General features: G+C 36.8%; 9 protein-coding genes. 3 read left to right on the top strand and 6 right to left on the bottom strand.

Translation table 11 applies throughout. The annotated features are described in order from the left end of the window. Positions 1-68 precede the first annotated feature (68 nt). From CQZ96_RS16215 to CQZ96_RS16205, 3 genes are read left to right on the top strand one after another with little or no spacing between them, the layout of a single operon-like run. Positions 69-1,433 carry a MacA family efflux pump subunit gene (locus CQZ96_RS16215; RefSeq protein ID WP_105714399.1) on the top strand — a complete coding sequence of 455 codons (1,365 nt, stop codon included), beginning with the start codon at positions 69-71 and terminating at the stop codon, positions 1,431-1,433. Between the two features lie 2 nt (positions 1,434-1,435). Next, positions 1,436-3,427, top strand: coding sequence for a MacB family efflux pump subunit (locus tag CQZ96_RS16210; protein ID WP_105714400.1), 1,992 nt, complete (start codon positions 1,436-1,438; stop codon positions 3,425-3,427). Positions 3,428-3,449: 22 nt separating this feature from the next. Then, on the top strand, positions 3,450-4,853 hold the full coding sequence (locus CQZ96_RS16205; RefSeq protein ID WP_105714401.1) for an efflux transporter outer membrane subunit: 1,404 nt from the start codon (positions 3,450-3,452) through the stop codon (positions 4,851-4,853). Positions 4,854-4,889: 36 nt separating this feature from the next. On the opposite strand, the gene CQZ96_RS16200 is transcribed toward CQZ96_RS16205, so the two are convergent. The 6 genes from CQZ96_RS16200 to CQZ96_RS16175 all read right to left on the bottom strand — a co-directional run bounded on the left by CQZ96_RS16200 (position 4,890) and on the right by CQZ96_RS16175 (position 14,428). Further along, on the bottom strand, positions 4,890-5,897 hold the full coding sequence (locus CQZ96_RS16200; RefSeq protein WP_105714419.1) for a DUF6708 domain-containing protein: 1,008 nt from the start codon (positions 5,895-5,897) through the stop codon (positions 4,890-4,892). Between the two features lie 47 nt (positions 5,898-5,944). After that, positions 5,945-6,940, bottom strand: coding sequence for a DUF6708 domain-containing protein (locus CQZ96_RS16195; protein WP_105714402.1), 996 nt, complete (start codon positions 6,938-6,940; stop codon positions 5,945-5,947). 97 nt (positions 6,941-7,037) lie between these two features. Then, positions 7,038-8,015: a hypothetical protein gene (locus CQZ96_RS16190; RefSeq protein WP_105714403.1), complete on the bottom strand. Its 978-nt coding sequence runs from the start codon at positions 8,013-8,015 to the stop codon at positions 7,038-7,040. Continuing rightward, complete coding sequence (locus tag CQZ96_RS16185; protein WP_105714404.1) at positions 8,012-10,954, bottom strand: toxin VasX; 2,943 nt, start codon at positions 10,952-10,954, stop codon at positions 8,012-8,014. The genes CQZ96_RS16190 and CQZ96_RS16185 overlap by 4 nt, the downstream gene beginning before the upstream one ends. Continuing rightward, positions 10,944-11,801 carry a hypothetical protein gene (locus CQZ96_RS16180; RefSeq protein ID WP_056512257.1) on the bottom strand — a complete coding sequence of 286 codons (858 nt, stop codon included), beginning with the start codon at positions 11,799-11,801 and terminating at the stop codon, positions 10,944-10,946. The genes CQZ96_RS16185 and CQZ96_RS16180 overlap by 11 nt, the downstream gene beginning before the upstream one ends. Further along, a complete protein-coding gene (locus CQZ96_RS16175) occupies positions 11,801-14,428 on the bottom strand; it encodes a type VI secretion system Vgr family protein (protein WP_105714405.1) in 2,628 nt (875 codons plus the stop codon). Before CQZ96_RS16175 ends, CQZ96_RS16180 begins: the two co-directional genes overlap by 1 nt. Between the last annotated feature and the right edge of the window lie 144 nt (positions 14,429-14,572).

Here is a 14,572-nt window from a genome sequence, read left to right as displayed (position 1 = left end):
AAATTCACGCTTTATCCTTATTTAATCATTATAATTTGATCAATTTTTCTCTCAGCCCAATTATCGCTATGCCAAAAATAAAACCAGCCAAAGCCATTCTTATAGCGGTTTGTCTTGCCATCATTGCCGCAATCGCATGGTATGTATTAAAGCCTAAAAATACACAACCGCAGTATATAACCTCAGAAGTCACACGTGGTGATATTGAAGATGCAGTTCTTGCAACAGGTGATTTAGAAGCAACCAAGATGGTGAGCGTTGGTGCGCAGGTTTCAGGTCAAGTTAAAAAAATGTACGTCAAGCTGGGTGACCAAGTTAAACAAGGTCAACTGATTGCACAAATTGATTCAGTGCGTCAAAGCAACGATTTAAAAACGGCTGAAGCCAATATTAAAAATCAACAGGCTCAGTTGACAACCAAACAGGCGACTTTAGCCAAAGCTGAGGCAGAATATAACCGCCAAAAAAATATGTTTGCACAAGATGCAACCTCTAAAGCAGATTATGACAGTGCCTTAGCCGCATTTAAAACAGCACAAGCTGATATTGCTTCGATGGATGCACAAATTGAGCAATCCAAACTTACACTTGCAACATCACAAGAAAACTTAGGTTATACCCGTATTGTTGCACCTATGGACGGCACCGTGGTAGCCATTGTGACCGAAGAAGGTCAAACGGTAAACGCCAACCAAAGTGCACCGACTATTGTGAAACTTGCAAAATTGGACACCATGACCATCAAGGCACAAGTGTCTGAAGCAGATGTCATGAAAGTTCAAGAAGGTCAAAAAGTTTATTTCACTACACTGGGTGATAGTGAGAAAAAACGCTATGCAACACTGCGTCAAGTAGAGCCTGCACCAGAATCAATTAATACTGAAACATCAAGCAACTCATCTTCATCATCAACAAGTACAGCGATTTATTATAATGCCCTATTCGATGTACCAAACGATGACGGTAAACTCCGAATTGATATGACCGCACAGGTGTATATCATTCTGGCTGAAGCCAAAAATGCACTGACTGTTCCTGCTGCGGCATTACAGTCTTCAAACCGCCCACAACGTGCCAATAAATCCGCAAATGGCGCATCTGCTGCAAATTCAACTCGTTCAGCATCTGCACCTCAAGGTCAAGCAAATAAAAATGGACAAAATGCTGCTGATCGCCCAGAACGTCTTGAACTCACAGCAGATGAAAAGACTTTGATTGATCAAGGTAAAGCTTCGGTTTCGATTGTTCGCGTTTTACAGGCGGATGGTAGCGCTCAACGTAAACAAGTTTTAATTGGTTTAAATAACCGTGTAACCGCCCAAGTACTGCGTGGCCTCAATGAAGGTGATCAAGTTGTACTAGCAGATGGTTCAGATACATCCAATGACTCTGCAAAACGAAGCAATAAAAACAGTGGCCCAATGAGACTCTAAGCATGGATCAGAACAATCATCAGATCAAACCTCTACTTGAGGTCAGTAATCTGATTCGTGAGTTCCCTGCGGGTGAATCCACTATTCAGATTTTAAAGAGTATTAACCTTAAAATTTACCCCGGTGAACTGGTTGCTATTGTTGGGCAATCTGGTTCGGGTAAATCGACATTGATGAATATCTTGGGCTGTCTTGATCAACCTACATCAGGTAGTTATCAAGTCAATGGACGTGAAACAGGTCAACTTGAACCCGATGAACTCGCGCAATTACGTCGTGAATATTTTGGCTTTATTTTCCAGCGCTATCACTTACTGGGTGATTTAAATGCCGCAGGAAATGTTGAAGTTCCAGCGATTTATGCTGGTATGGACCCGAGTGTGCGTCAAAAGCGTTCACATGAAATCTTGACTGACTTAGGACTCGGTGAAAAAACTGAAAACCGTCCAAATCAGCTTTCGGGTGGACAACAACAGCGTGTTTCAATTGCACGTGCTTTGATGAATGGTGGTGATGTCATCCTTGCCGATGAACCAACTGGTGCACTAGATAAGCACAGTGGTGTTGAGGTTATGCGTATTTTGCGTGAGCTCAATGCCAAAGGTCATACCATTATTCTGGTTACCCATGATATGAATGTGGCAAAAAATGCGACACGTATCATTGAAATCAGTGATGGTAACATCATCGCGGATAAGCCAAATGTTCCCGAACATGATGATGAGATTGATGTTGTTGTCGACCAAGAACCTAAGTCAAATCGTAAAAAATCATCCAAATGGCGCTCTGCATTAGATCGTTTTGCAGAAGCCTTTCGTATGGCATTGCTGGCAATGAATGCCCACCGTATGCGTACCTTTTTAACCATGCTGGGTATTATTATCGGGATTGCATCTGTGGTCTCGGTGGTGGCTTTGGGCAATGGCTCACAAAAGCAGATTCTTGATAACATCAGCAGTTTAGGCACCAATACCATTACCGTCTTTCAGGGACGTGGCTTTGGTGATAACTCGAAAACAGCACAGTTTAAAACCTTGGTTCCAGCAGATGCTGAAGCACTCTCAGAGCAACCTTATGTCGAAGCAGTCAGTCCAACAGTCAATAGTAGCGTAACAGCGCGTTTTAAAGACACCGAAGCTTCTGCAACCGTCAATGGTGTCAGTGCTGATTTCTTCTATGTACGTGGTATGACCTTTAAATCTGGGCAAGCTTTTGATAAAAACAGTATCACTGGGCGAGCGCAGGATGTGGTGATTGATGCCAATACTGAAAAGACTTTCTTTGCAGATGGCACTAACCCTGTAGGGCAAGTGCTGTTATTGGGGAGTGTTCCAAGCCGAATCATTGGTGTGATTGATGCACAGCAAGGCTTTATGGGCAACTCAGACAGTCTCAATGTTTATCTACCTTATTCAACCGTCATGAGCCGAATGTTAGGACAATCCAATGTTCGTAGCATCATCGTGCGTATTAAAGATGAATATCCAACTGCGGTTGCTGAAAATGCTATTTTAAGTTTGTTGGAACAACGTCATGGCGCACAAGATGTCTTTACTCAAAACTCTGACAGTATTCGTCAAACCATTGAACAGACCACACAAACTATGACTTTACTGGTTTCAGCTATTGCGGTGATTTCATTGGTTGTCGGTGGTATTGGGGTAATGAACATCATGTTGGTGTCGGTGACCGAGCGAACCCAAGAAATCGGTGTGCGTATGGCTGTAGGTGCTCGGCAAAGTGACATTCTGCAACAGTTCCTGATCGAAGCTGTTTTGGTGTGTATTTTGGGCGGTATCTTAGGGGTTCTGCTCTCTTTAGGCATTGGACAGTTAATTGGACATATTGCGAAAGGCAGTTTCCAAATGGCGTATTCAAGCACCTCTATCATTGCGGCATTTGTATGTTCAACCTTGATTGGTGTGGTATTTGGATTTATCCCAGCTCGTAATGCAGCACAGCTCAATCCTGTTGATGCACTTTCGCGTGAATAACCGAAGAATAAGGAAATTATTAATGCAAATGAATTTAAGCAAACTTGCAAGCGCCTTGATTCTTGGGAGTTCATTAGTCGGTTGTGCGGCTGTGGTTAAAACCCCATACGAGGTCCCTGCTGTGCAAATTCCAAATGGTTTTGTTTATGACAATGCAAAATCTAAACAAGTTCAGGCAGATTTATATGCAGATCAGTGGTGGACCTTATTTGGTGATGCTCAGTTAAATCAACTGGTCAATCAAGTGATTCAACGCAATGCTGATTTAGCTGTTGCAGGGATTAACTTACAAACAGCCCGTTTAAGAGCTGGCTTAGCGCGAGACCAACAAGGTCCTCGTGTTAATTCAGGGGTATCTACGGGACATAGCTTTGACCTTCATTCAGGTGATGATGCTGCCAAAGGTCTATCTCTCAGTGCGGGTGTCAGTTATGAAGTGGATTTGTTTGGAAAATTAGCACGTCAAACTGAAGCATCAAAGTGGGAATCTTTAGCCACGGAACAAGACTTACAAGCCACTGGGCAGACCTTAATTGCCACAACCGCAAATTTATATTGGCAATTGGGTTATTTAAATGAACGCTATAGCTCTGCCCAACAGAGCTTAGCCGCCACTCAAAAAACCTTTGAATTGGTGCGTACTCAATATCGCGCTGGCGCAGTTTCAGGACTAGATTTGACCCAAGCTGAGCAATCGGTACAAAGCCAAAAAGCCAGTTTAAGTCAAATTGAACAGCAACGTGTTGAAACACGTACCGCTTTGGCCGTGTTATTACAAATACCTGTGCAACAGTTAAATATTCAAGAACCACAGCAATTACCGCAGATCAGTCTACCCAATATCTCAGCAGGTTTGCCGGCAGATATTTTGTCGCGCCGTCCTGATTTAAAAGCAGCCGAATTGCGTTTACGTGAATCCTTGGCGACCAAAGATGCCACCAAAGCCAGCTATTATCCTTCAATCAGTTTGACGGGGAATTTAGGTTCAACCAGCACATCATTGACAAATTTATTGAAAAATCCTGCACTGACTTTAGGCGCAAGCTTAAGCCTGCCGTTTTTACAATATAATGATATGCAAAAGAATTTAAAGATCAGTGAACTGGACTATGAAAAAGCCATTGTTCAATATCGCAATACCTTGTACCAAGCTTTTGCGGATACTGAAAATGCATTGTCGAATCGTACTGAGCTAGATAAACAAGTCGCCTTTCAACAAAAGAACTTGGAACTTGCGGAAAAAACAGAACGTTTAACCAATGTACGTTATCGTAATGGTGCAATTGCTTTAAAAAATGTTTTGGATGCTCAAGAAACTACGCGTAGTGCTCGTTTGTCTTTAGTCCAAGCCAAGCAAAGCCAATACAATGCTTATGTCACTTTGATGCAAGCTTTGGGTGGTAGCCCGATTAAGCAATTACCTTAAGAATGTGTTGAGATGAGAAAGCCCTGAGGGGCTTTTTTATTTGATTATTTTTGCAAATGTATCAAGTTGGTATGTTGTCGAAGCATCAACAACATAGGGGTCTGTAACATCAACCCTACATTCATTTTTCACATTCTGAGGCCATTTTGGTTGTTTATCAGCACGAATAAATTTGTTCCGAGTATTCCCTAAAATTTTGATCATTGCTCGTGAGTAGAATGATCGAATTTCACTTTGATAATCTAAAGCAACGATTTCCATACTAGTTTCTAAAGACTCAGGGTGTGCTTCGATATTTAGACAATAACTTAACTTTTCAGCGGGTAGGCGATGAATTACACCTGCTACCGTTTTATTAAAATAAAGTTTCTCAGGTCCATTATTCATATATTCTTTGATAAATTCCCATATCTCCAGTGTCTCTTGTTTTTTATTCTTACTGAGTGCAAAGGCAAAGGTATAAACTATCAAATCTTTGTTATCCTTGATAAACCCTTTGACTTCCCAAAAAGTACCTTCATATCCACCAAGTCGACTATTTAAAATAAAGTCAATTTTATTCCAATCACCTATGAATATTTGGCCACTTACATCATAAACATAAACTTTTTGATTTATTCTGTTAAATCGGATTGGGTAATAGTTATAGCCTAATTTTTCATACTTTTTAAAATTCTGATAGCCTTTATAAAAAACATAAAGAATAAAAGAAAATAAAATATGCATTGGAGAAAAAATGACAATAAAGCTCAAAAATTCATGATCATATTTGATCAAATTTACATAAAAAGTAAAAATCCATAACGATAATATAATTGGTTCGCCTATTAGTAAAACACCGAGCAAATTAAAATAAGAATTCCCCTTTAAGAAAAAGCTATTATTCACACATTCCATATAGCTAGAATTCATTTTTATAAAATTATAGCTATGAGAAATATTTGATTTATCAGTGGCTCTTTTGGAAAGAATGTTGTCCTTTTCTTTTGGGGTTAGATGTCTATCATTCTTATAAACTGGGTATTGTAAAGTACCATTGAACATAGTTAACCTATTAATATAATTAAAGATAGAAGCGCTTACGCGCTTTATCATTTATCTTTCATCTCAAACATACTAAATTCAAAGTTGTCTTTAAAACTGATTTCCTCTGGGCGTTGTTGTTCCATTTTATTTTTAAGGATAACCTCTTTATGCCATACAGGTAGAGGTTTTATATTAAGCAATATTCGTCTTGCAATAAAATTACACACATCGAAAGGATAGGAAAATAACGCAGGAACCCAGTTATCATGATAAATGATTCGAAAGGACTTCCATGTATCTCGATAACTTTCTTTTGCACCAATGACCTGCTGACAAAATGTCAATTGAGTAAAAGGGTCTATCGTTCCATACATCGGATTAGGCTTGGGATACAATTCTTCTGGTCCTTTATGCATAAAATGACATATAAATGACCATAATCCTTGGGTATTATCCCAACCAATCATTGGAAAGCCAATGACAAAAGTATGTTTTAACAGACCATCTTCAACAATATGTGCTCTCAGTTCTCTTAAGGTAAATCCTGAAAGCCCAAAGCTTGTACCCATTACATAAACAACATCTTTCCAATCTCGCTCTATATACTCAGCATCAGTTAAATAAAAAAATACTTTACCTATTTTTCGGTTAAATAAAATCGGTTTACAAATAGGTTTTTTATGATCATGCTTAAAGTATGGACTCAAAAAACCATATAATGTAAAAAACAATAAGAATAAATAAACAAATACAATAAATATATATAAGAAAACACCTTCATTATAAAATGGGTTAACCAACATGTAGACCAAGCAACCAATTATAAAAAATATTAAAGGTGATATAAAAACTAAAAGACTTATTCCTTTTCCTAACCTCGCATAAGATTGATCTATAAGTTCAATATAATCATCATTCATGCTTAGAAAAGACCAGTTATGATTACGTTTGAATTCATCATAGGGAGATAAAAGTACATCACCTTTATCTAATTTTGAAAAAGGTATATTTTCTTTAAACACATCATAACCAAACACATGTTTTTTAATTTTACTTTTCATCATGTAACCATGTTTACGGATGCTGCTAAATATTAAGCTCTCAAAAAAAAATAATTTTCTTTTTAATTTTTAAAAATCAAAGCGCGTAAGCGCTTTATCATTTATCTTTCACACTAAAAAAACCAAATTTCAAATTGTCTTTTGCTGTCACAATATATGGATCATTTCCATCTATAACGTGCTCCTTTTTAAGTTCCTCACTCCAATAAAATGGCTTTGAAAAAACAACTGTAATTCGTCGTCCAAAGAACCTTACAAATTCAGGTATAGCAAAAATAAGCGCATAGAGTGGTGTCTGAAAATGATTAATAAACACAGTTTGCCAACTTTGTTTAAAGGATTCTTTTTTCTCTTGAATATCATAGCAATATGTTAGTTTACTTTTATAATCTTGCTCTGGGTCGTCTATCCCTTTTCTGTAATACAAGGGTTCAGGTCCCTGTTCTACATAAGTTTTGATAAATAATAAAAAGCCTTCTATATAGTCTTTATGAATATTCGGTGTACCCAACTGTATATCATGTTTTATCACTTCACCATCTAGTATATAGGCATGTAACTCATACAAAGGGAGCCCAACGACACCTTGCGATTGAACGATATCAAAATACAAATCATCTAATTGAAACTGAGCGGTACTCCCCCCATCAGAGCAGACTATCATTGTCTTTTTTTGTCTATTTATTAAAATTGGTAAATAAATGGGCTTTAAAAAATCAAGTTTCAAGAAAGGAATTAACATAGTTAAAAGCATATATAATGAAATAAGAAAAACAAATATTAATGAAATTAAAAAACCTAACAAATCACCAATACCATCTTTTAAAAATAGATAACCACCAAATAAAACTAATAAAACAAAAGGAATACCAAAAAAAGATAAAAAGATTAATTTCTTTCCTTTCCATACATAATTTTTATTTGTGAATTCAATAAAGTTAGAATTCATCTGAACAACTGAAAAATTATGATTGATCACTCGTTTCAGTTCAAAAGTATCTAAATTAAAAATTTGATACTTTTTTACTCTTTCTCCCACTTTAGTACGAGAAACAAAATACCATGGGTTTTTCATTTAAATAGTCCATTTAGAGCAGATAATTGCATTTCATATTTTCCAAAAGGAATCATTCCTTCTTCTAGGTTTCCTAAAAAACATTTCCGCAACCATTTTTGCAATTCTTTTTCTCTTTTATAAAGTGCATAAATTGCAAAACCAATACTTAATGCTAAGAGTATTAATCCTATTGGATGGGTTGCCAAACCAAGCATAATAAATAGTGATGAACCAACCATTGTTAATCCACTTAAAAATAGAAATGAACCGTAAGTTCTTTCTCCACTTTTAAAACTATTCCACCCATTAATCATATCGAACACACCAAAAATAGCACCTACTAATGTACCTAATGTTCTCCAGCCCAAATGTTTCAAGCTTGTCGCATTGGCTAAATCTTTCGAAAATACAAATAGTTTTGTATTTTGTAATGGTCCAACAGCCATCTTTCTTTCAAAATATTGACTAAGCATCATGGACGTACCTTCTGCTAATGCCATTCCCATACCTGCTAATGATGCAGCCTTACGCCCACCTTTTTCTGAACCACTTAAATTTTGATCAGTCCAAACTGTATACATGGCAAGTGACTGGAAAACGAAGTTTCCTGTAGCAACCAGATGCTCAAATGATATTTTTTTATCTGTAAATACGTTTACGGGAATTTCTGTTTCGATTTTAAGCTTATTAGAGGTATTTACTTCATTTGGAACAGCATCACTTGAATAATTCCCCAATAACATGCTGGATATAGTATTAATAAAATGTGCTTTTTCTCTAGGTAAATTTTGAGTGCTAACATCAAGATAAGGCAAATTAATTCTTAATTTTTCCCGAGAAGCATTCCAAAGTGGATCATTGGCTATTTTACTAAGCATACTATCTCTACTGATCTTAACATCTGCTCCAAATGTATCTTTATAATATGCAATCAATAAGTCAGCGAGTTTATTATTGAATTGAGAAACATTTTTCGCCTGAATAATTCCTTCTTTAACTGGTGCTTGTGTGTAGCCACCTAGCATTATGGTAAGAGGATTCAATTGATTAGGATTAAGTTCGATTCCACGCATAGCGACAGGAGATAAATGCAAAACAAACTGACTTATTGAACTTTGTAAATATGCTATTTCAAAAGAATTTAATGATGAAATTACTGAATTCGTGCGAGAAATTAAATCTCCCCATGGAATTGTAGATAAGTTTGAGTAGTTAATATAGCTTGATACACTATTTTTAATATCAGAAGAACTACAGCATAATGCATCAGAAATCAAACTTTTATTACCTGAAATTAAGTAAAGCTGTTTTACAAAATAGTCTAAACATTTAGGTAAAGCTTTACAAAACTCAAGAATAGAGGAACTCAACTCATAATTACCTGACAAAGATTTTGGATTATCTCTTTCTGTAACATAAAAATAGTGTTCATTTATAATATTATTCATAAATAATTTTAATGCCCACTCATCCAATGAATCAATTTTTTTAGATTTCTGATCATCTTTTTCGTTTTTTGATTTAATTGCATCTGAGTAAATTTTATCATTTAAACAGCTTTGATAGTTTTTATTCCAATCTTGTAGTTTATATTTTTGTTGATTTGCTTTATCTCTAATTTCTTCTTCTGCGATCTGTTCAGGTGTTTTTTTCTTCTGCATTTGTTCTTTTAGATATTTTCCAAATTCATTCGCTAATTGCTCAGAAGGATCTAAAAAAATAGGATCTTTATTAATTTCAGCTTTTTCAGCTTCTGTAAAATAAATATCTTTATTTATTCCAAATGCTAATTTAATTCCTTCAACGTCAAGTAAAGTTTTTTCTTGATCTGTATATACTGAAGTATCTTCCAATACAGATAGTGCATTAGAAGCAATATCTTGAATTATGCCGACATAATCATCCAAACAAAAAATTGCACCTGTAAATAATCTCGTTTTTTTATTATCAGATAAAATATCTTTTAATTCTGTTACTTCATAATTATCATACTTATTAATTACTGATGAATCTTCGTCATTATCAATAGCTTCTGATGAGCAACTCTTAAAATTCAAATAATCAAAGATCTGATTATAATGATTTTCAAAATTAGTTGATACATTACTCAAAGTCCACGGAGTTTGAAGATATGCGCTAGACTTATTAGAATCTAAAAAAATATATTGCTCTAAATTGTAATTTTTTATTAAGTTTAAGTTATGCTCTGTGATGGGAAATTGTCGATCATCACTCCCCTGTCCATTTAAATATGCTTTTACATTGAATACATTCATATTTTTTTTGTATTTATTTTTATTCTCAATTTTTTTCTCCTTACTCCATTTTAATTCTGAATATTTCATATAAATTTCAGTTGCTTCAGAAGCTTTTGGGATTGTAATCATGAGCGCTCTTGCACGATGAACTGTTTTACTACAAGGCTCTTTACTTTGTGAGTTGCTGATCGTTTCAGAGAAGTAATTATTATTATCAATTCTTTTTAAAAAACCCTGCTGAGATATTTCATATTCATGCCACTTATCTATATGTTTCATAAATACATATAAATATCCAGCTCTCAAAGTAGTCAGCCCATAAGCATATCCTTCTGTTGGAGCTATCTTATTAACAGTTTTAAAACAAGATTTTTCATCCAAACTTGCTGTAACTGATATTGATCGTAGTGGTTTGGTAGGTTTTGGCTTACCACTACCATTTATATAATTTGCATGTGCTTTATAATAAGCATTGCTTTTTTTACGAAACTCAAGTTCACTCTTTATGCTATTCTCAACACTTGTTAGATTTTGTAGCGCAGGATCATTCTTTTCATAGCACGATAAAACCGTATCATCCTCATTTTCTTCAGGATAAGTTCCCTTTTTTGTCACAACAACATATCTTGTTAATAGGAGTTGTAGCCCTTCATCTCTCTTACAAAAATCACAAGGATATTCTTGATTATCAGTAGTCATACATCACCTTATTTTTTAAATTTTCATCATCAATATTTTGTTTTTTAAAAAAGTCATCCCACTCAGACGTTGAAAGCTGTTTGCTTGCTTGTTCATAGCCTTTGGGACTTTCTGTTAAACGTTGAAAAAAATGGGTTTCAAGAAAACTTTCGCCGATTAAATCTGTATGAAAAATGGATGCTACAGCATCATCCTTTGTCAAAATCCCTTTATTTTTTATTAAGTCTGCATAATTAAAAATCTGATTTACTTTTAAAAAGTATGCTGGCAGGTCGTCAGTCTTGAATTTTAACTTTTCAAATACTCTGTTGTTTACACTGATTTTGTCCAATAAATCATGATCAGGCTGTTGAATAAAATCCCCCTCAGATCCAGCGTCAAAGCACAATGTTTCATTTAAGAAATTAAATTCAATATTTTTAAAATATTTATTGATCCATATAAAATCCTGACTCTCAAAATAATTGAGTAACATCCAAATTTTCGGATCAAAAAACCGATACAAATACTTCTTAGTGCCTACTTCATAGACTAAATTTTGTTTTAAGTGATTAACAATATCAGGTTCTCGAGTTGGAACACTTTTAAACGTCATTAGAAAAAAAGGTGAAAGCCCCGCTTTGATCTGATTTTGATCATGTTGCTTTATTTCATCAACAAGCGAAGCATCAACTGAATTTAAGCGCAATAAATACGGAAAAACATGCTGTACATTCTTCGCATAATCAGGTGCTAAAGACTTAAGTTGAGCTTCCACTTCATAAAAATATTGCGCATTTAGATTCGGGTCAATAATGACGTAATCATACTCAATCACCTCTTTTGGATGTATAGGCTCTAATAACATTATGAAAGCTCCACAGAAGCATCACCTTTTGCCGCAGCACCAGAAACACGCATTTCACAAATAGGAAGCTGAGGAATGTCTGAATTAATCTTCGCACCACTGGTAAACTTCTGTTGCCCCGACTTCACCTGAAACAAACCACCTGTAGTTGAAAATACCCCTGAACCATTAATCTTTAATTCAGAACCATCACCAATCAACTTAATCTCTTTCGGACTGATGATATAAACCGCGTCTTCGGTCGAAATGATTTGAATACCTTTGCGTGCAATCACATCTGCACCACCATCTTGAGCTTGGATCTCAACTTTGCCTTTTCCAGCAAATAACCTTGCCCCTTCCTGTGCCGCAAAAAGACTGATCTTAGCACTGGCATGCCCAATCAAAGCCTTTTGTGTACTTAGGTTGATACTGTCGCCTGCGGTATGACTGATTTGCCCATCTGCTGATAGATGAATATCTTCGTTACTGGCAAGCGCAATCGAATTAGGGGAAGCCAACATCATCACCGCAGACTTAAATGCATTTGCTTTTTTCGGATCTTGTTGGTCTAGTGTATTGATAAACCCTTTTATTCTTTCCAACACCTCCAAAGGATCAGTTTGCTGATTCTTAGCAACTTCACTTAAGGCTTTGGAATTATTTAGACTACTTTCTAACTGACTTTTGGCGGCGGTTGCATCGAGATGGTTACCTGAGGCTGAATCTTGAGCATAGGTACTGAGTAGTAGGCCTTGCCCAGCTCGTAACGCTCCCCATTGGTCTGTTCTTAGTTCAAAGCCTTCGCCTCGTCCTTCACTGGTCTCGGTTTCTTTAGGATGACTCAGATTACCAAGGTTAAGTTGACTCGCACCGTGACTACTTTGTAGCTGGCTGCTGATTTGCTCTGTGGTATCGTCAAATCTAAGCTGGCCATAGCCACTGCCTTTAACTTCTCGACTTTTGATCCCCGCCAGTTTTTTGGTATCAGGCAATTGGCCTTTGTCATCAAATTTAGTTGGGCTACGTTGTGCTTCATGGATACGCCCCACCACAAATGGTCGGTCAATATTACCATCAAAGAAATCTATCACCACAATCTCACCAATCCTCGGTAAGAACCGCGCACCATAGCCTTCACCTGCCCACGGGGTCAGTACATCCACCCAAGCGGAATCAGTATCGTTGTCATTGCTCCCTGCACCACCATCATGACTATGATCTTCATTGCGGGTAAATAGGAAGCGAACTTTAATCCGTCCCCATTCATCCACATGGATTTCTTCTCCACTTGGCCCAACCACTTTGGCTCGTTGTGGATGGGTACTAGGACGATGTTGTAGTGGGTGGTATTCAGGAACAGTGGTGATATTACGGCGTTGTAGTACCAATTGATTGGCTTGGCGTTCTTGGTTGTTTGAGTCTACATTTGAATTGACCCAATTGCTTTGTTGGAGCAAGCGATTGATTTGTTCATTCAGATCTTTGGGTAAGTTGTTCTGGTTATAAAATGTCTTTGATGTGATCAGAAACTCTTTGTCTGAGCCACTGTGTTGGTCTATTTCTGGGTGTTCATTCAATTCAAACCAGTAACCTACTTGCGCATCGCGTACAGTGGAGTTAGCAATGAATTGTTTGGATTGAGCATCGTAATAATGACTGAGGTTTTGGTTGATCTTTTCAATCTGATTGTTATTTGAAGCGGTTGCTTGATCTTCACCATTCAGGTCTTGAATCCATGCTGGGCTGATATGCCAAGCTTGTTCTAAACCGAGACTGGCATTGTTCTGATTTTGACTGTGCTGGTGTTTGCTTTGAACACTGCCTGCACCCTCTTCTTGTTCTAACACATCTGCTTGCCAGCGTTGTACGTGGACAGCGGTGGGTTGTAAGCTACGTTGTCCGATAAAGCTGGTGATGCTGTCTTGTTGTTCTGTGGCACTGCTACGATGGAAGCGAATCTTTCTTCGTTCTAGCGCTTTGTATTCACTGTTATCATCCACCAAACGCAGTTTTTGCGGCTGAATTTGAGTCGCAGAACTAGGCACAATCAATTGTGCTTCATCAATCAACCAGTTGATCCCTTCACTGCGCATCAAGCGGCTTAAAAATGCATAGTCACTTTCGTTGCTCTGCATGATAAATGGTCGGATATCGTAGTCTTTTTTCAGTCCACTTTTATCCAGGCTTAGACTTGAGGCAAAGAGTGGGCTTTTGTCTTGCCATTCTTTAAACAGCGTTTCTATGACTTGCACAACCGACTTATTCATAAACACTCGGCTGTTACGGCGTTTATGCCACAGTGAAGTGGCATCTTCGAGTTTGAGTTTATATAACGTTAGTGCGCCATAACTCTGCCCTTGTGCCGCTTCAGTAATCACCCCTGTGCTACGAAACAGTTGTCCATGATCTGTGACTTGATCAATGGCCACTTGGCTACCAATGAATTGTTTAAGCGGAATCACAGCCGAAGTGGCAAGGCAAATCAGTTCAACAGACACACCTTGGTTTAGACCATGTTGTCCATCGATGCGTTGTAAGAAGACTTGAGCAGTCAAATTAGGATTGCTAAATTGGATATGCAAGGCTCGTTTTTGCGCAGTCAATCCAAGGTGTTGCAGAGCCGAAAATATATTGGCAAAATTCATTTTTTTATCAAACTTAAAATAATATTAATATTTATGAATATTTAATCAAAAAAAACGATTGAATCCTAGTTTATTGATCGGTTAATTTTTTAAAATTTGTAAAAAAATCTCAACATTAAATGCTTAATGTTGAGATTTATGTTT

Source organism: Acinetobacter sp. MYb10, from assembly GCF_002980175.2.
GTDB lineage: Bacteria > Pseudomonadota > Gammaproteobacteria > Pseudomonadales > Moraxellaceae > Acinetobacter > Acinetobacter guillouiae.
The sequence above is the reverse complement of the archived record's forward strand: the minus strand, read 5'-3'. Positions and strand labels throughout refer to the sequence as shown.

Bases quoted from the DNA above. Each gene is read 5' to 3' on its own strand.
- CQZ96_RS16185 (WP_105714404.1), bottom strand. From the start codon at position 10,954: ATGACTACTGATAATCAAGAATATCCTTGTGATTTTTGTAAGAGAGAT.
- CQZ96_RS16190 (WP_105714403.1), bottom strand. From the start codon at position 8,015: ATGAAAAACCCATGGTATTTTGTTTCTCGTACTAAAGTGGGAGAAAGA.
- CQZ96_RS16195 (WP_105714402.1), bottom strand. From the start codon at position 6,940: ATGAAAAGTAAAATTAAAAAACATGTGTTTGGTTATGATGTGTTTAAA.
- CQZ96_RS16180 (WP_056512257.1), bottom strand. From the start codon at position 11,801: ATGTTATTAGAGCCTATACATCCAAAAGAGGTGATTGAGTATGATTAC.
- CQZ96_RS16175 (WP_105714405.1), bottom strand. From the start codon at position 14,428: ATGAATTTTGCCAATATATTTTCGGCTCTGCAACACCTTGGATTGACT.
- CQZ96_RS16200 (WP_105714419.1), bottom strand. From the start codon at position 5,897: ATGTTCAATGGTACTTTACAATACCCAGTTTATAAGAATGATAGACAT.
- CQZ96_RS16215 (WP_105714399.1), top strand. From the start codon at position 69: ATGCCAAAAATAAAACCAGCCAAAGCCATTCTTATAGCGGTTTGTCTT.
- CQZ96_RS16205 (WP_105714401.1), top strand. From the start codon at position 3,450: ATGCAAATGAATTTAAGCAAACTTGCAAGCGCCTTGATTCTTGGGAGT.
- CQZ96_RS16210 (WP_105714400.1), top strand. From the start codon at position 1,436: ATGGATCAGAACAATCATCAGATCAAACCTCTACTTGAGGTCAGTAAT.